Below are 18,250 nucleotides of genomic sequence, written 5' to 3'. Positions count from 1 at the left end.
TTTTTACTTTTATTAAACAATGTAAGCTGCGAATAGTTCATTAATTATAGACCTTTTTATCTTTTTTGTCAATATCTGCCTCCCTTTAAGCTATTAATATCCAAATTATGGGCACAAAAAAAGCCGCTCCTATTGGAGCAGCTTCATTTATTCTTTGTGGACAATAATTATCCTTTTTTCTCTTTCTTTTCTGAGCAACAAGCTTTCTTTTCAGTGCATGCTTTTTTCTCTTCGCATGACTTCTCTTTACATTCGCTTTTACACTCTTTTTTCTTTTTGTCATCTTTCTTCTGCTCAGTCTTAACAGGCTCCTGATCCATAGTAGCAGCCAAAGCAGGGGTTGTAATTGCTAAAGTAAAAACAAAAAGAAACGAAAGGATTAATGTCTTTTTCATAATCGTGTTTTTTAAAATTAATTTCTTGTTTGTGATAGTACAAAACTAGGTTTCGATGCAGTAAATGTAAGTTATCTAACTGTTATCTGTTGTTAAGGCGATGTTAAAAGAAGATATGCAGGTCTTTTATTTTGGTAATTTTGTGACCAGAATAAGAATATGTACATTTAAGCAAATGGGGAAAAACAAGAGATATAATGCTTTATCCATCGCCACCTTTATCGGACTGGCATTGTTGCTGTTTATTCAAATCAGCTACATTCTTAAAGCAGCCCGTCTGGAGGAGAAAAACTTTAACCATCGGGTGGTAATGGCTTTGAAAGATGCACGCGATGAAATAGGTAACCGCCTGTGTCCCGATATGGATAAGTTTTTGTGTGGTAATAACTGTATCAATGCCCGAAAAAAGAGTGCTGAGGTGGACAGCATCATTCACTCGCAACTGGAAATATATAACCTGCCTCTCAATTACAGCTTTGCTGTTACCGATTCTATCCTGGGCAAAAATTCATCAGCATTATGGGGGCCAAAATGCTACCAGCAAACACTCAATGGACTGCTCGAACGCGAAGGCATACGCCTCAGACTGCAGTTCCCAGACCGGAACAGATTTATTCTCACACAGATGAGTGGATTATTCATACTGTCCATTGCCATCATTCTGTTTCTCGTAATATCTTTCATTATATTATTGCGAATGATGAAACGCGAACAGCTGCTGATGGTACACATGCGCGAGTTTGTTAACAACATGCTTCATGAGTTTCAAACACCCTTAGCCAATATCAGGCTGGCAGCTAACCTCATCATCAAGAAAAAAGGTGATACTGCCAAAACGAATGATTATGCACAGGTGGTGCTGAATGAATACAGCCGCATGCAGTCACATGTGGAAGATATATTGAAACTGTCGTGCGAAACTGCTAAAGAAGTTGAGCTTGACGAGGTGGATATGAAAGAAGTGATTGAACAATCAGTTCAGTCGTTTACCTACCGCATTGATGAGTTGGGCGGAAGCATAACAACTGATTTCTATGCCGGTCATCATCGCCTCAACAGCCACAACGGCCGTCTGGCTTTAGTCATATCCAACCTGCTCGATAATGCCATTAAGTACAGCAAAGATAAACCATTCATTAGCATTGAAACAGATGCATACAAAGGTATGCTGCGCATAAAAATAAAAGATAAGGGCATTGGCATTGCCAAAAAGGAATTGCCATATATATTTGATCAATATTACCGGGTTGGCACCGGCGATGTGCATGATGTCAAAGGCTTTGGCCTGGGTTTAACCTTTGTGAAAAAAGTGATTGAAGAACACAACGGCCGCATAACTGTTGAAAGTGAAGAAGGCAAAGGAACTTGTTTCACCCTAATATTACCCTTAAAATAATGGCGCGAATACTGTTAGTTGAAGACGATATAAGCATGGGCTTCCTGCTGGTTGACTTTCTGGAGTCGAACGGCTTTGATGTGAAGCTTTATAAAGATGGCAAGAAAGGTTTGGAAGCTTTTAGAAAAGGCAAGTACGACTTTTGCATACTGGATGTAATGCTTCCCGGCATGGATGGCTTTACCATTGCCGAAAATATCAGGCAGGAAGATAAAAAGGTACCCATAATCTTCCTAACAGCCCGCTCCATGAAGCAGGATAAAATAAAAGGCTTTCAGTTGGGTGTGGATGATTATATTACCAAACCATTTGATGAGGATGAGCTGCTTTATCGCATCAAAGCCATTTTAAACCGCATCAATCTGCAAGAAGAAAGCAGCAAGGAAGACATCACCAGGTTTACCATAGGCAGCTATCAATTTGATGCAGCCAATCAGAACCTCGAAGGCAACGGCTTTGCAAAACGGTTGACCCAAAAAGAATGCGATGTTTTAAAAATCCTCTGCCTCTCAAAAAATGAGATTGTTAAACGTGAGGATATATTGATAGCCATATGGGGTGAAAACGATTATTTTCACGGCCGTAGTCTCGATGTGTTTATTGCCAAACTAAGAAAATACCTGAAAGAAGACGAATCGGTTTCGATTGAGAACGTTCCTAAGGTAGGATTTGTACTAAACGGATAGGCAGTACCTGAGCTACTTAAGGCAAGTTGACATGCATAACGAGATTAAAACATACGAGCTGACGCAAACCGATGGGGCATCCATTGATTTCATTATTAAATCAACAGCTGATATTTTTGAACAACTGCAAGGGCACCCGGAGATGCAGGATCATCCGCACCGCCATAACTATTTTACCATCATTTTGGTGGAAGACAATCCCGGCGGAGTTCATATCATCGATTTTAAGGAGTACCCCCTCAATGGTCCGGCCATACACTTTGTTTACCCGGGACAAGTACATCAGTTTTTAAGCGAAACGAGTCCTAAGGGTTATGTTTTAAACTTCAGCCGCACTTTCCTGATGAAAAACGGGATTCCTGATGAGCTAATCGACCGTGTGTATTTATACAATACTTTTGGCGACTCGCCACCTATGCCGGTCAACCAGGAGCAATTAACTGTATTTAGTGACATCATCAGGCAAATGCAACAATATCAGCAAGGCGAGAACTACTTCCACTATGAAGCGTTAGGTGCTTTGCTGAAGCTGTTTATTATTAATATATCAGGTGCCTGCAGTCTTTCTAAATTAAACACCGAATATGATACGGGCAGTAATCGGCTTATCCGCGATTTTAAAAAGCTGGTTGAATCCAACTATCAACAAAGCCACAAGGTGCAGGATTATGCCGAACAACTGGCGGTATCGGCTGATTACCTGAATCGCTATGTCAAAAGCAAAACCGGCAAATCAGCCAAAGAATACATTCAGGATAAACTGATGATTGAAGCCAAGCGCCTGCTGCTGTTTACCGAACTCTCGGGCAAAGAACTGGCCTATGAATTAGGCTTTGAAGAACCACCGCATTTTAATGCCTTTTTTAAGAAAGTGAGTGGATTCAGCCCCATAGCTTTCCGCCAGGAAGTGCGCCAATAAACATCTAATTTTGAAAGTTATCAGATCAATGGTTAATTGCCCGTTTGGGCAGATGGACACCATTAAGCCTTTACATCCTGCAGCGTATCGTCCTTATCAAACACGGCCTTAACAAAAGGACATTCAGGCACTATCTTTATATTGCACGACCGGGCATATGAAATAGCGGCCTTTACCAATTGCTTCCCATACCCTTTTCCTCCAAAAGCTTCTCCCACATTGGTGTGATCAATGGTTATTGTGTCATCACCATTACGATAGAAAGTCATCTCGCCAGCCTTGGCAGCATCTTCGTAAAGGACAAACTGGCCGTTTTGGGCATTATCTTCCAATTCTATCTTCACCATAACTCTCGCTTTTAATAGTCTTTAACCTGAGAAATAATAACTACAATAATACGCATTTATCAGCTCGAATAACAAACAAAAGAGTAATAGGTCTGATTTTTATAATCCATCGACTGGTTTTTGTAATCACCACACTACAAATTGCTTGTATGTTTGTATCGTACAAAAAATTACAGCAATGCAAGCACAAGTTTATAAATCAGAAAGCAGAGGAACAGCAGATTATGGATGGCTGAAGGCTAATTACTCATTTAGTTTTGCCAATTACTATAATCCTGAGCGCATTCACTTTGGTGCATTACGAGTATTAAACGATGACGTGATTGCACCATCGGGCGGATTTGATACGCATCCACACGATAATATGGAAATAATTACCATTCCCCTGAGTGGCCGTCTGGCGCACAAAGACAGTATGGGACACACATCCTATATTGAAAAAGGTGAGATACAGGTGATGAGTGCGGGAAAAGGCATCTTCCACAGCGAATTTAACGGCAGTGATAAAGAAGCGCTTAACCTGTTTCAGATTTGGTTGTTTCCTAAAGTGCGTAACGTTGAACCACGCTATCAGCAGATTGCTTTAAAAACGCTGGAGAAAAAGAATGAACTGTACCAGATATTAAGTCCGGATAAGGACGATGAAGGCGTATGGATTTACCAGGATGCATGGTTTCATATGGGTCAATTCGACAACCCCTGGCAAGGAAGCTACCAAACTAAAAAGGAAGGTAATGGCATTTACCTGATGGTTATTGAAGGTGAAGTAAATGTTGCGGGACAGCAACTTACCAAGCGCGATGCCATGGCCATTAGCGATGCTTCAGAAATTGAGATAGAGGCCTTAGCCAATACACAATTTCTGATAATGGACATTCCAATGAATTATTAATAACAATGATAAAACTTAGAAACATGAAAACAAGATTATTTCTACTCGGATTATTGAGCGTAGCTTTAAGCAGCTCTGTTTTGGCACAAAAACATGCAGCAGATATTGCTGCCAGCACTGTAAAATGGACAGGAACGAAAGTGGTTGGATCGTCACACTATGGCTTTATTCAGCTAAAAGAGGGCAGCCTGGAGTTAAAAAAAGGTGATATTAAAAACGGCCATTTTGTGATTGACATGGCCAGCATGACCAATACCGATCTCGATAATGAAGACTATAACAAAAAGCTGATTGGTCACCTCCATTCCGATGATTTCTTTGGTGTGGCCACCTTCCCCAGTGCGGAACTAAAAATTACCGAAGCATCAAAATTTAATAACAACAAAGCCACTGTTAAGGGACTACTTACTATTAAAGGCGAAACTAAGCCGGTAGAGTTTGATGTGACCAAAGAGGATGCTGCCTATACCGCATCAATAGTGGTTGACCGAACACAGTATGGTATCCGCTATGGCTCTGGCTCCTTCTTCGATAACCTGGGAGATAAAGCCATCAGCAATGACTTTACACTCGATGTAAAATTAGTTGTGGAATAATACAGAAACAGTTATCATTTAGGTAGGAGCATATTGTTCCTACCTAATTTGTCGACAAGCATTAAATCACCCTAAGGTTAATTAGTAAGTGCCTCCTCATTCGGATCGTAATTGTCGATGGCTATAATGGCTAAGCCGGTTAGTGCAGCCACGCCAACAACGGTACTAACACCGGTTGACTTTTTAAGATAAAACTGATCGGCCCGGGCAGGTAAGCGACTATCAACAATCTGGTATACCGATGTCACCCAAAACTCATTATCAATGTACTTTTTCTCGCCGGATTGAGCATCGCCATAGCTAATAAAACACCTGAAAAATAGCGGAGTACTTGCCTTATTAAAATCAAACGCCTTCACTTCATAGTTCAAACCATTAGCCGCAACAATGTTTCGTTTCTCAGCCTTTGCCGCATTTTTGGTGTTTAAAAATTTTGTGCAAACATTTAAATCGTTCAGCCTCAAGCTGGCTTTGGGAGGCACAAAACCTGAGCGATCGTTGTTGGTGATTGTACCCGAACTGGTGCCGTTGGTATAAGTGCTATAGTACAATTCGGTGCTTGTTTCGGAATAATCGGTACTGAAAGTAGCTACCGATGGATTAATCGGATATGTGGCGCCATTAACAATTAACGACGATTGATTCCAATAGATATTAATGGGGACATCCAGCTTGTTGTATACATTGATGTTGAGCGGACAATTGAGACCTTCGAAGGAATAGTGAAGTTGTAACGTATCATTTTCAAAAATGAAACCATCGGCAAATGGTTGTTCCAATGAGCTGTTGAGGGTTGCAAACTGATAGCTCGAACAAGATGTAGCTATAAGAACCGTTAATACAACAATGGGTAATAGGTTAAGCTTTTTCATAGCAGACAAAATAAAAAGGGTGGTGTAACTGATGATATTGATAAGCAAAAATCATACCTCTTTGATATGACAATGCATCAATCATCTGCACGTAGTCTTATCTTAGTCTGCATTGCCTTTCATTGGTCGATTGGCCTTTAATGAGCCTATAAGCATGAATAATAAAAATGCCAAACTCACATAAGCTACAGACCCATACGTTGCCGTCAATGTATTGGCTACACTAAACAGGTAAGGTCCAATAGCACTTGCCATTACAATCATTGACATAGCTTTGCCTGAGATGGCACCAAGATGCTGTCGCCCGAAATAGCGCGGCCATGTAATTGCATTAATAACGGCAAATAAGCCGCCTGTTACGCCCAGCCCGATAATCAGCAAATAAACACCCAAGTCATTTTTTATTAAGAGTAGGCCAAAGCTGGCTATGAAGGCACCTGCAATCATCACATACAAAAACACCTTCAGGCGCATCCAGTCACTCATAAAATTAGCAATTAATGAGGTGAGAACCGATACCACTGTCATTGGTAAGAAGATGCTAATAGCCTCAGTACGCGTCAGACCGGCTTCAGCAAACAAAGACACCACGTGAAATGTGAGACCGGTAACAAAGAATGCATGAAAGGCCAGTATTAAGGCATACATCCAAAAGCTCCGGGTTCTCATAGCTTCCTCAAGTGTGAAAGCATCACTACCAACTGATTGTGCAGCAGTACTAATTTCTGAACCGCTCCCATCCGGATGCAGGCCATAGCTTTCCGGATTATCCTTATAGAATAACAAAATCATACCCAAAACAAAGACCAATCCCAACGCCATCACCTGCCAGGCACCTTGCCAGCTAAAATGCTGAATCAGCAAATCAATCAATAAGGGTGAAGCCGAGAATCCAAGCGATACACTAACACTGCTAAAGGCATTAATTCGACCACGCATCTGGTCAAACCATTTCATTATCATGTTTCGCGAGGTCATCGTTAAGACCCCTTGTCCGCTAAAGCGCAGCATAAAAAACAACCCCGCCATTACAACAAAAGGGATGGCCCAATGCCGTAAGCCAATCAGTGATTGCAACAAACCCGAGATACCTGGCGAATATGAGCATAAAAGCAGCGTAATAGCCAATACAAGGACGGCTACTGCAGCTGTAGGTCGTACACCGTAACGGTCGTAAAGCTTTCCGGCTCGCGTCAGCACAATAGAGCTCAATAAAGTACCGATCATATATGCCAGGCTAAACTGATCACGCGTTAAAGAAAGAGCATCCTTCACCGGGTCTGTAAATGTAGAAACACCAGCTGTTTGTCCGGGAATACTGGCCCAGATACCAATGGTTCCGACCAAGGCTATCAAATAACCATAAAAAAATGGGAATCGTTGTGGTTTAATCATCGTGGTTCTTGCTCGTCCGTGCAAAGTTATCAATCCCTGACAAAAACATAGCACGAAGATTACAAACCATAAATACGACTGATTAGTCCTAATATAAGAATGCCCGGCATTGTTTATTGGGTAAACAAATAACGCCGGACATTCACCATCTCACATTACCATCCAACATCTTATTATCGCAGACTATTGTATCAATAGCCAGTCGATTTTATGCTTCGGCAATCACTCTTCTCGACAGTTTCAAAACTGTTGGATGCACTAAGCGCTGATAATCTTTGTAAGTCATTTGTATCAACTCAGCATGATTACAGGCATTGAATGCAATGGTGGTATCTTCAGTAAGCTTTTCGGCAACAAACACATCCATGTTGTACAGGTTACCAAAAGGTGGCTGAGCACCAACTTCACAATCAATAAACGCATCTTTAAACTCTGACTCAGTGGCCAGTCGAACACTTTTAGCACCAGTGGCGCGCTGCAATTCATTTAAATCAACCTGGAACGAGGCTGGCAATACAACCATGCATAAGCGCCTGTCAACTTTCACCATCACTGTCTTTGCTATTTCATCGCCCGAGATATGCGAATAAGCAGCGGTTTTTTGCGCTGTGTAGGCTCTGGAGTGTACAATTCGCTTATAATTGACATGCTCCAGATTCAAAAACTTTTCTAAGCGTGTAAGTGGCATAATTTCCCCTCCATTTAAGTGTTTATAATCTTTGCGGTACAAGCTGACATAAGTTACTATCAAATTGAGCTGCTGTAAATAGTAAATGGCGGTATTTTACATCACAATAGCCTTACGTGCTGATTTTCAGCCGGCATTTTTGTTTTCAACATATTTATGCCAATTTTGTGCCCTAATAGTTAGATTTAAGAATGGGAAAAGAACAGGTTTTAACTGCTGAAGAGCTGCACTTTTTGGGCATCAAGGTAGTTTATAAGGATATGATTGACAAAGGGTATAAGGTGCTTAATGTTCGTAAAGAGCTGGACGTTAACCCCCAAATTCTGGCTACCAAGGATGACAAACGCTATTTTGTAGTTGTGCGCACCGCCACCTATCCTGATATGGGTTTATTGCTACCTCACATTGCGGCTGAGGTAATGAAACACGGCAACAAGCACAAGGCCATATGCTACTTTGCAAGCGTTGGTATTGCCAATGCCAATGGACAAACCGATGAAGAGATGGCTCAACCAATTAAGGATGGTGAGTACTATATCAACTACAAAGGACTCCAACTGTTCCCCACCTATTAAGTAATTATATCATGCTTAATCAGCTTAAAGAATTTTACAAAAAGAACAGGCTGTTTATTATTATTGGACTGGCCTTCATTTTGTTAATGCAGATATGCAGCCGTGGAGGCCGTGTCAGCAAACAGGCAGTACCCGAAACGTCCGTGCATCAGCCTGACTCTTCTGTTTCAGATGACAGCCAGCTTAAGCCGCTTCGTGAGATATATTACGAAGAGCAGCAGAATAAAAAAACACGAAACCCAGAGATAACCAACCTATTTATACTTATGGGCCTGGTATTGCTGGTATATGTGGCCACCAGGCGTGGATGGTTACAAAAGCTGGCCCCCTCAATTGTTTGGGTCAATATCCGAATCAGGCGACATAAAAGCAGCAAAGATCGTATCGCCACCATTACTATCAGCAACCATACAAAAGAAAGCCTGACTTTTTCTTCACCGGTACTGAGCTTTGGCTCTCCGCTTAAAAAGAGCCGCAAATTTAAGCTGAAAGGAGGAGGCGATCAATCGGTCTTTCCTCTGACCTTAATGCCTGGCACAGCCCACAGCCTCAACATCAACCTGGATGCATTTCGACAAAAGGCAGGTATAACAAAGGGCTATAAATGGGTAAAAACCGAAGTGGACACAGGCACAAAAAGTTATTGCTCCATCTGGAAATACCTGTTCTAAAACCAATCGTCACATAGCTTGTTATACCACAAAAACAAATAAACATGAAGAAAGGATTCTGGGCCGAACAATGGTATAAGTATCGTCGTAAAAAAACAATCTTTGGCATTGTTTTCGACTTTCTGTTTACAGCCCTGCTGATTGCGATGATATTTCCGGCTTCACGTAAAGTGGTTCAGTCAACCATCATCAGGTATAGCATGTTTCAGCCCCGCGAAAGCAAAGATATTACTTACCTGAGTGATGGTGACTACAATTGGCACATCGAAGATATGGAAGGTAATGTCATTCAGCTGTCGGAACTGAAAGGCGAAGTCCTTTTCATCAATTTCTGGGCCACCTGGTGTCCGCCTTGCATTGCTGAAATGCCCTCCATCCAGCGCTTATATGACGAGTACAAAGACAAAATGGCCTTTATACTGGTGAGTAAAGAATCCAAAAGTATTCTGCAGGAGTTTATTAAAGCGAAAGGCTATACATTCCCTGTGTATGTTCTGAGAAGTCGCGAACCGGATGTGTTTACTTCTCGCAGTATCCCGGCCTCTTTCCTCGTATCACCAGAAGGCCAGCTAATGATGAAAAAACAGGGTGCTGCCCGCTGGGATGGTGACAAAGTAAAGGCACTCATCGATGAAATGCTGCAATAGCGGCCTTATCAACCATCATAAACGTTAACACCAACATTAAGCCAGCAAATAGCATTTGCAAGGCTTCCCTGTGGTATTTTATAAGTATGTTTTCAAGTAAACTAAGTGATGTTTTTCGGATTTTACCGGGGTCTAACATTATTTTATCCCGGGTTATATTATTTTTTTACCCGGGTCATACTATCAAAACATAAGGACATTTCCTCAGGATACTAGTGATAAATAACCAAAAACATCACAAGGTTTGACTATTAATCTTACTTTCCTCGCTATCATTAAGCAATGCAAATCATTTCTTATCTTTGATTGCTTAAACAAAAAATAACCGGTAACAATGAAATACAAAAGAGTACTTCTAAAACTAAGTGGTGAATCGCTGATGGGTGAACAAGGCTACGGCATTGACCCGGAAAGGCTAAATGACTATGCTGAACAAATTAAAGAGGCCGTTGAACTGGGTGTTCAGGTTGGTATTGTTATAGGGGGTGGTAACATATTCAGGGGGCTCAGCGGCGCTTCTAAAGGATTTGACCGCTATAAAGGTGACCAGATGGGCATGTTAGCCACAGTGATTAATGGCTTGGCGCTTCAGTCGGCCCTGCAAGCTATGGCTGTACGAACACGGGTACTCACTGCTATCAGAATGGAGCCTGTAGGCGAATATTACGACAAACCCAAAGCGGTTGATGCCCTGGAAAAAGGAGAAGTAGTTATTTTGTCGGCTGGTACCGGGAATCCTTATTTCACTACTGACACAGGTTCTTCACTGCGGGGCATTGAAATTGAAGCCGATGTGATGCTTAAAGGCACCCGTGTAGATGGTGTTTACACGGCCGATCCTGAAAAAGATCCGACAGCCACCAAGTTTGATGAGATTACTTTTGACGAGGTATACAACCGTGGACTTAAAATTATGGACTTAACAGCCACAACCATGTGTAAGGAAAATAACCTGGATATTGTGGTCTTTGATATGGATACTAAGGGTAACCTTATAAAGGTGCTAAAAGGTGAAAATATTGGCACTGTTGTAAAGAATTAGCGCATATACACAAACGAAAAAAGGGAGCTATCGAGCTCCCTTTTTTTATATAATAAGACTAGTAAACTTTATCCTTCAATTAAAATTCCCACATATCGTGTTCCTTTTCAAAAATTTCTTGTTTGATGCGTTCTGACTCCATCATAGCCTCCATTCCTGCAGTAAATTCTTCTATACGGCGGTTATTATAAACGTTGGCTTCTTTGTAGATATAGCTGCCAAAATAGCGCTTAATAAAGATATCATCAAAGGTACGGCGTTGTGCATCATTACGGGGATTAAATACCTCGTGACGCGCAAATAAGCCGCGTGCTTCAGGGAAGTAAATCCAGAACGTCTGTGATTTTCTTACTTGCCCCTGGTCACCTTCGCCACCTACATACTCCCTGATAGGACACAAACCGATAATACGTACATCCATGCGAGAGTATTTTCTGTCAAAGAACCAGATTTCCTTCAACATGATTTGCTTAATCTCAGTTGAGCGCACCTCTCCTTCAATTACTTTATCCTCATACAATCCGGTTTCTGCATTCCTTACTTGCTGTGTATCTGACACCGCACCCATTTCACGCATCACCTGATCCAATGTTAATGGCACCTGGAATTCATCTTCAGTTTTAGTTGAATAAGCCGTTAGTCCTTCGTACTGGATACCATAGATCAAAAGATCAATCAAGCTGTAACGATCATCCATCTTAGTAGTTGGATAATACATAGGCAGATTAATTTTCTCGCGTAAATCAATCACGCGCCAAATTTTCTTAGCCCATAGTACATCAGCCTCACGAACGTGCGCATATGGAATCGGACGACGATTAGGCACATGATCTTTGGTGTACAGCTCTGTGTTTACTTCCTGCGCATGCACCATGTCAGCAGCACTGAAACCAATCAAAACGATAAGGATAAAGAATAATCTTTTCATTGTCTCTAATTTTATTTCCTAGTCAACAGTTAATACTATCGAAGCCAGCTTTCTGTTACGTCCATCTGGTCCGATAGCTTTAATTTCTTCAATGTTTATTTTAGCACCTCTGGTTGTTCCTTTAATCAAATCCTGTTGAGCATCAGTTAACCTGTTACTATTCGACGCTTCACTTACAAAGAAACCACCTTTAATAGTAGAAATACTAAACTGTGTTACTTTATATTCTAATTCAAAATCAAAATCATCACCCATCTCAGCAAATACACCACTCTGACTTGCCAACAGGTTTTTACGTACCTTACCATCGCGCTTTCCAGCAAAAGTAGCATATGGTAATGGCAATGGCTTAATACGGAACTCCTGGCTACCCAAACGTCGCACTTGTCCGTTAATTTCAGCGGATACACTTACAACCGATTTACCACCTGCAAAACCTGATTTTGGCTTCACATAAAACACATCGCCACGCTTCCTGAAAGTACAGTTACCAAATGAAACTCTCAGCTGACTACCGGAGATACCAGGTACAGAAACTTCAACCGGGTTTTCAAGAGCTTCATAAAATACATTCATCTTAGTCGGTGAAATCACCACGTTTGGCTGAATAACCTCATACTCACGATTAACAGCATAACGTCTTGGCTGTCCATCTGGTCCGGTCATTGAGATGATACCTTTCCAGCTTTTGGTTCCCAAAGAATTGGCAGGTATGGTTAACACACCACGACCATTAGGCTGAGCGTCCACATTGTGACCCTCAATATTAAACTCTGGCAACTGCAGTGTATCTGTGGCAGCCAATAATAACTCGGCTCGGTATTCGCCACCTTTGATAACAATCTCTGAACGAGGTATTACAATCGGTTCTACCTTATTAAATTTGAAAGAACCTTCGTCAATACTATTCAACAAGTAGTTTGTTATGTCTGCCTGCGTATTTCTGATATTACTCTGAATACTACTGAGCAATGCAAAAGATGCAGATAAAGGTAAATGCTCAAACTTCTGACTTTCCCACGACTGTTGAACCTGACCTTGCTTTGGCTCTTTAGGCTCAGTAGATAAACTCTTGGTAATGGTATGTACCAAAGCCGTATCTTCGGGGTTTACATACTCTAGCAACAGATCTTTATATGCATTTAATTTTTCTTTTAACTCAATACTGCGTGCCCTGTTTTGCTCCGTTATCATGATTTGTGCAGCCACATCCTGATTATCGGCTCCCTTATAACTCTCCAAAGTAGCTTCCGGACTGCCATCTGCAGTGCGCATCATTAATAGTTTCAGCTCATGGATGTGATTGTAAAGATTATCAGCTTCACCATAGATCCTGTTAACCTTCTCGCGTACAGGCTTTACCTTGTTGGGGTTAGCAAATTCTGCCACCTCAAATTGTGATTCCAGCTGCTTGTTTTTTACATCCGTTGCTTTAATACTTTCCTGAATACTTTCATCAACCAGTTGAAAAGCCTGAAGTAACTCTCCCGACACGTTCAATGCAAGCATTGCCGTGAGGAAAAGGTACATCATGCCGATCATCTTCTGCCTGGGGGTTTCGGGACAATTTCCGCCACTCATAATTTTGTTCTTTTAGCAGTTAATAATGATCTTCTGATTATTTATTACCCATATTCATGGCACTTAGCATGTTACCATAGATGGCGTTCAGCTCCGATACTGACTGGCTCAACTGAGCAACCTGCTCACGATAAACCTTGGCATCATTGGCCGATTGCTGGAATTGATTAGTAATTTCAGATAATCCTTGTGTAAGGGCCTGCGAAGCCTGAACCTGGCTGTTTACACCTTGTAGTTGGAGTTCGTAGGCAGAATTTATAGCTGCTAAATTTTTTGTTACATCATTTAATTTTTCACCATAAGCCTGGTTGTTGGCCGACAGTGTTTCAAAATGTGCTTTAATGGCACTGCCTGATGTAGCATAAGTATTTGCTAATACTTCACTGCTTTGGGCCATTGATGCCTGCTGATTGGCAAATTGTCCAACTGCTTCTCCAGCCGACTTCATATTCTGAATATAATTATCAGTGGCTACAGTGGCATTACTCAAATCAGAAAGTTGAGAGGATGTATCCGAAAGCTTTTTAATACCTTCTGTTAATTTTTCAAGGTCTTTAGCATCCAAATTACCACTCTGTACAAGGGCAGCCAGTTCGCTACCGCCTCCTTCTCCTCCTCTTTCTCTTGGTTCTAATCCATGTAACTCAGGATATACTAAGCCCCAATCCGGCATTTCATGCGGTTTTTCAAACGCCGAAAGTGCGAAAATAATAGCTTCGGTACCTAATCCGGCAATCAACATAACAGAAGCGTAAGGTAAGTGAAGAATTTTCCACAGTGCTCCTAAAATTACCACAGCCGCACCAAGACCGTATACTTTGCCCATAACCTTTTTATAAGCAGGGCTCTCAACAAATTCCGAAATACTCATAATGACCTGATTTTTTTCAATTAACCGTCCTACAATTGATTTGTCTTAGTCACCAATGTAATCTCTTACACATCGGAAACCAATAAATGATTTGGATGAATCCTGATATTCATAAGTACGTGTTCCATTTTGCAGGAAGTAACCTACATCTTTCCATGAACCGCCACGTAATACTTTTCTTTTCATTACATGTGGGTCATCTGGTAAAGCATTGTACTTATAGGTTGGGTTAAAATCGTGTGTAAAAGTATATGCCGACTCGTCATATGCGCTTGAAGTCCATTCAGCCACATTACCAGACATGTCAAATAATCCATAATCATTAGGCGCGTATGAACCTACGGACATAGTTGTCATACCACCATCATCGCCATAGCGACCACGTAAAGGCTTAAAGTTTGCCAGGAAGCATCCCTTGTCGTTACGGGTGTACATACCTCCCCAAGGATACATGGCGTGTTCTAAACCACCTCTTGCTGCATACTCCCATTCAGCTTCCGTTGGCAGACGATAGTTATTAACCACCGGCTCGCCTTTGCTGCTCAAATAACTATTTAACAATTGAGTACGCCAGATACAGAAAGCGGTTGCCTGTTTCCAGTTAACACCTACTACCGGATATTCATCAAAACCAGGGTGCCAGAAATATTTTTCTGTCCAGGGCTCATTGAATGAATAGGTGAAATCAGCTATCCAGCAAAGTGTATCAGGATATACGTTTACAGCGTCTTTCATGATAAAAGCTGAACGATCCTTAATCTCTCTTTCTTCACCTTTTTGGTCGTAAACAACTCCTTCGTACTGTTTTGTTTCGAAGTTATAACGGTTGCTTCGCTTAGCAGCTTGTAAAAGATCAACCCACTCGTATTCGTAAGTCAACTTACGGGTATCAATTTCTTTTCTTCTAAAGAAACGTTCGTTTTCTGCCAGATACATTTCATCCAGTATCTCAGCATATTCTTCGTTATCCCATTCAATCTCTTCATCCCAGTTCAGGAAAGGTGGATCAATTTCGTTACCAAGATAATCTTCGCTAATTAAAAATTCTTCGAACTGCTCACCCAACAAACGACGGGCAATTGAGTCTCTTACCCAAAATACAAACTGACGATATTCGCTGTTTGTAATCTCTGTTTCATCCATCCAGAATGAACGAACCGAAACTGTTTTTGTCTGCGAGGTCATTGTGTTAGCAATGTCCATATCATTTGGCCCCATATTAAAGCTTCCCTGTGGAATAAAAAGCATTCCGTAAGGATCTGGTTCATAGAATGAGGCGCGGCGCTGAACGCCAACCAATTCTCCACCACTGGACTGTCCGCATCCAGTTAAGATGGTGATTAAAATGACACTGATGGCAAGTACTTTCTTCATAATAGCCTTAATATCTGAATTACTTATCTTTTACTTATTCTGTTCTAACTATAAATATCTTACGCTTTTATACTGCTTCTTTCTTTTTTCTATACTGAGGTCAAACCGATAACCTAACATTATTTCGTGCGATCCGTTTTTGGCGCCACTCAATTCTGAAATACTGATGTCGTAGCTGTATCCTATTCGTAAACCATTGTTCAATTCTACGCCTCCCAACAGCACAATGGCGTCTTGCATTCGATAGGTTAATCCGCCCCAATATTTATCTTTCAAAATGCCATTAATATTCCAGTCAATCTGGTAACTCGACATGTTTGTCTTCAGAAATATAGATGGCACCAGTACAATTGGTCGTTTTTTCATTTGAATGCGATAGCCTCCGGTAATAAAAACAGTGCGGTCGAGGTAGGTGGTGTAAGTGTCTTTAAATTTAGGTTTTGGTTGATTAAGGTGAGCCACTGAAATACCTAGATAATAGGTTTTGTGTTCCAGAAAAGCTCCAAATCCTGCATCAAATGCCATCCCCTGGTCGTCAGGAAAATCTTCTGGTGTGTGTGAATTATCACCGGTGATATCATCCTTACCGTAACCAAACTCGGGCATTGTTTTCAAAATACTTCCGTTAATTCCCTGATTAACCAGTCCTAACGAAAGCCCCACTCCTAACTTACCGTAATCTGTTTCCCATCGTTTTGCATAAACAGCCGACATATACAGTGTTGTAAAGGCGCCTATTTCATCATTCATAATGGTTAAACCAACTCCGCTGTTCCATCCCAATAAATTTATTTCTGTATCTACTCCAAAAACCGTTGTACTTGGAGCCAATGAAGAGCCGTCTGCTCCTTTAAAACCGCCCATCCATTGTTGTCTGTTACCAAGCGTCAGATTCATCATTTCGCTTGTGCCTGCGTATCCTGGATTGACAGTCAGATGGTTAAACATGTTCTGACTGAACTGAGGATATTGCTGCCCCCATGCGAGAGAAGCAATGCAAAATAACAGAAAAAATACTATTCTCCTAGCCATGCCATAAAAAAGCTGGTATTAACACTAAGAACCTGAGTTCATTTTATTGTTTCCATGATTGATGTCACCTTCAATCATTTTCTCTACCAGCTGACAAAATGCTGGGGATATATACTCTAATTTCATATTAAAGGTTTCATTTTTCAAACTTATAAATCATAAAAACACCGCTTTATTTTGATTTACAAGCTCTTTTTTTGAATGTAACGAAACCACTTCTCCGGTATCTCGTTCGCCGAAGCTGTTTCAAAATCCGTTCGACCACAGGCAATAACATCAACTCCACCCCCTTCACCTGGTATCTCTACCCACCAGCGATCATTGTCCGGATTATTATAAAACTTAATTTCTAACTCATAATCGTCGAGATAAACGATAAACTGACGATACAAATCCAGATCTTTAGCCGGATAATCATTATAACGTAAAGCAATCCCTTCTAGTATGTGCCAAATGGCCTGAGCGGTTAAAACTATGCCCTGACACCCTTTATCGGCGTGTACATCCTGCTCAAATATTCCTATGACATTCAGCCGGTCGCTTTGACCGGCATACCACATCAGCTGACACAATTCTTCACCTGATAAACCATTGGGCATTGGAGTAATATGGGCAGGCTGATCACATTGCCTCACTACAGTCATATCAACACTTAGCAAATCAGCATCACGCAACACCGGTTCTGCCAGGCGATGCCCCAACTGCCTGATTTGTCCAAGACGAAGGATTTCGTATGAATGCTTGTTAAGTTCAGCTTCCTGTTTCTGGCTGTAGAGGTATTTTTGCACACCAACAAAAGATACATCTTTAGGCGCAACACCTTCTTGCTCACAAATTTTACCTAAATAATTCGTTGCCGAATAGTCTTGCGCATGAAGCAACCAGTCAATGCGACTATCTAAAATGGCCAGATTATACTTTGGCTGATATTGACGAACGGCTTTGGCCATTGGCAGGGTGTAGTCCTGACTTCCACCAAGCACAATAGCTATAACTTTCAATGTCTGAAGGTGCAACAAGATATCTTCGAGCGCTTTATATCTATCATCAATAGTATTTCCTCGAATATTACCCAGATCAACGATGGTAAGCGGCTTCGAAAGACTCCTCAAACCTGCCAGATAGGAACGCACTAAATCCGGCGCCTCTGCGCTTCCTTTATGAACAGAATTCCGGGCATCATTCACCCCAATTAAAGCAATATCGACTGTGTCCCAATCAACTGTTTTCAGCTGATGAAAGCTATCTATTCCATTCTTGAGTCTGTCTTCATCCAGACCCTCAAAGGCATTTATTACTTTATAATTGGGTTGGTTAAAATAATGTATCCAGTCTTCTGTCAC

20 protein-coding genes are annotated in these 18,250 nt (G+C 41.3%); 9 read left to right on the top strand and 11 right to left on the bottom strand.

Features of this window, described 5'->3' with window-relative positions:
• Positions 1 to 167: 167 nt before the first annotated feature.
• Positions 168 to 395 carry a hypothetical protein gene (locus KEM09_RS01560; protein WP_212224343.1) on the bottom strand — a complete coding sequence of 76 codons (228 nt, stop codon included), beginning with the start codon at positions 393 to 395 and terminating at the stop codon, positions 168 to 170.
• 175 nt (positions 396 to 570) lie between these two features.
• Between KEM09_RS01560 and KEM09_RS01555 the strand changes: the two genes are divergently transcribed.
• From KEM09_RS01555 to KEM09_RS01545, 3 genes are read left to right on the top strand one after another with little or no spacing between them, the layout of a single operon-like run.
• Complete coding sequence (locus KEM09_RS01555; RefSeq protein WP_212224341.1) at positions 571 to 1,791, top strand: sensor histidine kinase; 1,221 nt, start codon at positions 571 to 573, stop codon at positions 1,789 to 1,791.
• Positions 1,791 to 2,477 carry a response regulator transcription factor gene (locus KEM09_RS01550; protein ID WP_212224339.1) on the top strand — a complete coding sequence of 229 codons (687 nt, stop codon included), beginning with the start codon at positions 1,791 to 1,793 and terminating at the stop codon, positions 2,475 to 2,477. The genes KEM09_RS01555 and KEM09_RS01550 overlap by 1 nt, the downstream gene beginning before the upstream one ends.
• Before the next feature lie 31 nt (positions 2,478 to 2,508).
• Positions 2,509 to 3,396, top strand: coding sequence for a helix-turn-helix domain-containing protein (locus tag KEM09_RS01545; protein WP_212224337.1), 888 nt, complete (start codon positions 2,509 to 2,511; stop codon positions 3,394 to 3,396).
• Between the two features lie 62 nt (positions 3,397 to 3,458).
• On the opposite strand, the gene KEM09_RS01540 is transcribed toward KEM09_RS01545, so the two are convergent.
• Positions 3,459 to 3,743, bottom strand: coding sequence for a GNAT family N-acetyltransferase (locus KEM09_RS01540; RefSeq protein WP_212224331.1), 285 nt, complete (start codon positions 3,741 to 3,743; stop codon positions 3,459 to 3,461).
• Between the two features lie 178 nt (positions 3,744 to 3,921).
• On the opposite strand from KEM09_RS01540, the gene KEM09_RS01535 reads away from it, so the two are divergent.
• Both KEM09_RS01535 and KEM09_RS01530 read left to right on the top strand, forming a co-directional pair.
• The gene (locus KEM09_RS01535; protein WP_212224329.1) at positions 3,922 to 4,635 is read left to right on the top strand and encodes a pirin family protein; all 714 of its coding nucleotides are present in this window, start codon (positions 3,922 to 3,924) and stop codon (positions 4,633 to 4,635) included.
• Between the two features lie 23 nt (positions 4,636 to 4,658).
• The gene (locus KEM09_RS01530) at positions 4,659 to 5,231 is read left to right on the top strand and encodes a YceI family protein (RefSeq protein WP_212224327.1); all 573 of its coding nucleotides are present in this window, start codon (positions 4,659 to 4,661) and stop codon (positions 5,229 to 5,231) included.
• Positions 5,232 to 5,308: 77 nt separating this feature from the next.
• On the opposite strand, the gene KEM09_RS01525 is transcribed toward KEM09_RS01530, so the two are convergent.
• The 3 genes from KEM09_RS01525 to KEM09_RS01515 form a co-directional block, all read right to left on the bottom strand.
• Positions 5,309 to 6,103, bottom strand: coding sequence for a hypothetical protein (locus KEM09_RS01525; protein ID WP_212224325.1), 795 nt, complete (start codon positions 6,101 to 6,103; stop codon positions 5,309 to 5,311).
• Positions 6,104 to 6,205: 102 nt separating this feature from the next.
• Entirely contained in the window at positions 6,206 to 7,498 is a 1,293-nt protein-coding gene (locus KEM09_RS01520) for an MFS transporter (RefSeq protein WP_212224323.1), read from the bottom strand.
• A gap of 208 nt (positions 7,499 to 7,706) precedes the next feature.
• Positions 7,707 to 8,186, bottom strand: coding sequence for an aminoacyl-tRNA deacylase (locus tag KEM09_RS01515; RefSeq protein ID WP_212224321.1), 480 nt, complete (start codon positions 8,184 to 8,186; stop codon positions 7,707 to 7,709).
• Positions 8,187 to 8,377: 191 nt separating this feature from the next.
• Here KEM09_RS01515 and KEM09_RS01510 point away from each other — a divergent pair, with 191 nt between their 5' ends.
• The 4 genes from KEM09_RS01510 (at position 8,378) to pyrH (ending at position 11,121) form a co-directional block, all read left to right on the top strand.
• Positions 8,378 to 8,761, top strand: coding sequence for a hypothetical protein (locus KEM09_RS01510; protein WP_212188884.1), 384 nt, complete (start codon positions 8,378 to 8,380; stop codon positions 8,759 to 8,761).
• 11 nt (positions 8,762 to 8,772) lie between these two features.
• The gene (locus KEM09_RS01505) at positions 8,773 to 9,432 is read left to right on the top strand and encodes a hypothetical protein (protein WP_212224319.1); all 660 of its coding nucleotides are present in this window, start codon (positions 8,773 to 8,775) and stop codon (positions 9,430 to 9,432) included.
• A 44-nt stretch (positions 9,433 to 9,476) separates the two neighbouring features.
• Positions 9,477 to 10,079 (top strand): TlpA family protein disulfide reductase, encoded by a 603-nt coding sequence (locus KEM09_RS01500; protein ID WP_212224317.1) that lies wholly within the window; start codon positions 9,477 to 9,479, stop codon positions 10,077 to 10,079.
• 334 nt (positions 10,080 to 10,413) lie between these two features.
• Positions 10,414 to 11,121, top strand: coding sequence for a UMP kinase (pyrH, locus tag KEM09_RS01495; RefSeq protein WP_212188887.1), 708 nt, complete (start codon positions 10,414 to 10,416; stop codon positions 11,119 to 11,121).
• A gap of 79 nt (positions 11,122 to 11,200) precedes the next feature.
• On the opposite strand, the gene porN is transcribed toward pyrH, so the two are convergent.
• From porN to KEM09_RS01465, 6 genes are all read right to left on the bottom strand, one after another.
• Positions 11,201 to 12,049, bottom strand: a complete 849-nt coding sequence (porN, locus tag KEM09_RS01490; protein WP_212224315.1) for a type IX secretion system ring subunit PorN/GldN — start codon at positions 12,047 to 12,049, stop codon at positions 11,201 to 11,203.
• Between the two features lie 18 nt (positions 12,050 to 12,067).
• Positions 12,068 to 13,630 carry a type IX secretion system motor protein PorM/GldM gene (gene porM / locus KEM09_RS01485; RefSeq protein WP_212224313.1) on the bottom strand — a complete coding sequence of 521 codons (1,563 nt, stop codon included), beginning with the start codon at positions 13,628 to 13,630 and terminating at the stop codon, positions 12,068 to 12,070.
• 37 nt (positions 13,631 to 13,667) lie between these two features.
• Positions 13,668 to 14,501, bottom strand: coding sequence for a type IX secretion system motor protein PorL/GldL (gene porL / locus KEM09_RS01480; protein WP_212224311.1), 834 nt, complete (start codon positions 14,499 to 14,501; stop codon positions 13,668 to 13,670).
• 45 nt (positions 14,502 to 14,546) lie between these two features.
• A complete protein-coding gene (porK, locus tag KEM09_RS01475; RefSeq protein WP_212224304.1) occupies positions 14,547 to 15,875 on the bottom strand; it encodes a T9SS ring complex lipoprotein PorK/GldK in 1,329 nt (442 codons plus the stop codon).
• A 48-nt stretch (positions 15,876 to 15,923) separates the two neighbouring features.
• Positions 15,924 to 16,907, bottom strand: coding sequence for a PorP/SprF family type IX secretion system membrane protein (locus KEM09_RS01470; protein ID WP_212224296.1), 984 nt, complete (start codon positions 16,905 to 16,907; stop codon positions 15,924 to 15,926).
• A 182-nt stretch (positions 16,908 to 17,089) separates the two neighbouring features.
• Positions 17,090 to 18,250 (bottom strand): arginase family protein, encoded by a 1,161-nt coding sequence (locus KEM09_RS01465; protein WP_212224294.1) that lies wholly within the window; start codon positions 18,248 to 18,250, stop codon positions 17,090 to 17,092.

This window comes from Carboxylicivirga mesophila (assembly GCF_018271975.1).
GTDB lineage: Bacteria > Bacteroidota > Bacteroidia > Bacteroidales > Marinilabiliaceae > Carboxylicivirga > Carboxylicivirga mesophila.
This window is presented reverse-complemented; position numbering and strand designations above follow the sequence as displayed.

What these genes read in the sequence shown, in the direction of transcription:
- KEM09_RS01545 (WP_212224337.1), top strand. Translation starts at nt 2,509, where the DNA reads ATGCATAACGAGATTAAAACATACGAGCTGACGCAAACCGATGGGGCA.
- porL (WP_212224311.1), bottom strand. Translation starts at nt 14,501, where the DNA reads ATGAGTATTTCGGAATTTGTTGAGAGCCCTGCTTATAAAAAGGTTATG.
- porM (WP_212224313.1), bottom strand. Translation starts at nt 13,630, where the DNA reads ATGAGTGGCGGAAATTGTCCCGAAACCCCCAGGCAGAAGATGATCGGC.
- porK (WP_212224304.1), bottom strand. Translation starts at nt 15,875, where the DNA reads ATGAAGAAAGTACTTGCCATCAGTGTCATTTTAATCACCATCTTAACT.
- KEM09_RS01525 (WP_212224325.1), bottom strand. Translation starts at nt 6,103, where the DNA reads ATGAAAAAGCTTAACCTATTACCCATTGTTGTATTAACGGTTCTTATA.
- porN (WP_212224315.1), bottom strand. Translation starts at nt 12,049, where the DNA reads ATGAAAAGATTATTCTTTATCCTTATCGTTTTGATTGGTTTCAGTGCT.
- KEM09_RS01515 (WP_212224321.1), bottom strand. Translation starts at nt 8,186, where the DNA reads ATGCCACTTACACGCTTAGAAAAGTTTTTGAATCTGGAGCATGTCAAT.
- KEM09_RS01530 (WP_212224327.1), top strand. Translation starts at nt 4,659, where the DNA reads ATGAAAACAAGATTATTTCTACTCGGATTATTGAGCGTAGCTTTAAGC.
- KEM09_RS01540 (WP_212224331.1), bottom strand. Translation starts at nt 3,743, where the DNA reads ATGGTGAAGATAGAATTGGAAGATAATGCCCAAAACGGCCAGTTTGTC.
- KEM09_RS01550 (WP_212224339.1), top strand. Translation starts at nt 1,791, where the DNA reads ATGGCGCGAATACTGTTAGTTGAAGACGATATAAGCATGGGCTTCCTG.
- KEM09_RS01505 (WP_212224319.1), top strand. Translation starts at nt 8,773, where the DNA reads ATGCTTAATCAGCTTAAAGAATTTTACAAAAAGAACAGGCTGTTTATT.
- KEM09_RS01555 (WP_212224341.1), top strand. Translation starts at nt 571, where the DNA reads ATGGGGAAAAACAAGAGATATAATGCTTTATCCATCGCCACCTTTATC.
- KEM09_RS01500 (WP_212224317.1), top strand. Translation starts at nt 9,477, where the DNA reads ATGAAGAAAGGATTCTGGGCCGAACAATGGTATAAGTATCGTCGTAAA.
- KEM09_RS01470 (WP_212224296.1), bottom strand. Translation starts at nt 16,907, where the DNA reads ATGGCTAGGAGAATAGTATTTTTTCTGTTATTTTGCATTGCTTCTCTC.
- KEM09_RS01510 (WP_212188884.1), top strand. Translation starts at nt 8,378, where the DNA reads ATGGGAAAAGAACAGGTTTTAACTGCTGAAGAGCTGCACTTTTTGGGC.
- KEM09_RS01560 (WP_212224343.1), bottom strand. Translation starts at nt 395, where the DNA reads ATGAAAAAGACATTAATCCTTTCGTTTCTTTTTGTTTTTACTTTAGCA.
- KEM09_RS01535 (WP_212224329.1), top strand. Translation starts at nt 3,922, where the DNA reads ATGCAAGCACAAGTTTATAAATCAGAAAGCAGAGGAACAGCAGATTAT.
- KEM09_RS01520 (WP_212224323.1), bottom strand. Translation starts at nt 7,498, where the DNA reads ATGATTAAACCACAACGATTCCCATTTTTTTATGGTTATTTGATAGCC.
- pyrH (WP_212188887.1), top strand. Translation starts at nt 10,414, where the DNA reads ATGAAATACAAAAGAGTACTTCTAAAACTAAGTGGTGAATCGCTGATG.